We start from the raw sequence: 606 nt of genomic DNA, 5'->3' as shown, positions 1-606 counted from the left end.
GTTCTGAAGGCGGACAGTGCGACAGCCGGGCAAAGCGCGCCGCCGGCTCGGCATGGTTCAGCCGAAAAACCCGTGCTCGAATTGACTGATGTCAGCAACGACAGGCTGGACCGGACCGATCTTGCGCTGCGCAGCGGCGAGATCCACGGCCTCGCAGGCCTGATCGGCAGCGGACGCACCGAAATCCTGCAAACGATCTTCGGCCTGCGGCCGGTGCAATCGGGCGAGGCCAGCCTCGACGGCGTTTCGCTGAAGGGCATCGATCCGGCAGCGGCAATACGACAGGGCATTGCGCTGGTGCCGGAGGACCGGCATGTCCAGGGCCTGGTTCTCGAGCATTCGATCGAGCGCAACCTGACCTTGCCCCGGTTGCCCTATTTCTCGCGCCTTGGCTGGCTGCAGCGCCGTTCGGCGAGCGAGCACGCCAATGCCGCGATGCGCAGGCTGGCCGTCAAGGCGCCAGGCGCTTTGACCCTTGTGAAGAACCTGTCCGGCGGCAACCAGCAGAAGGTCGTGTTCGGCAAATGGAACGAGCCGCGGCCGCGCGTGCTGCTGCTCGACGAGCCGACGGTTGGTGTCGATGTTGGCGCGCGCGAGGAGATTTAC

General features: G+C 65.7%; 1 protein-coding gene. It reads left to right on the top strand.

The features are described from left to right. Positions 1 to 72 precede the first annotated feature (72 nt). On the top strand, positions 73 to 606 hold a 534-nt coding region (locus EN935_RS39310; protein ID WP_245489188.1), incomplete at its 3' end, for an ATP-binding cassette domain-containing protein.

The organism is Mesorhizobium sp. M7D.F.Ca.US.004.03.1.1 (assembly GCF_003998635.1).
Lineage (GTDB): Bacteria > Pseudomonadota > Alphaproteobacteria > Rhizobiales > Rhizobiaceae > Mesorhizobium > Mesorhizobium loti.
Note: the sequence above shows the minus strand (reverse complement) of the source record. Positions and strands in the feature narration are given on the sequence as shown.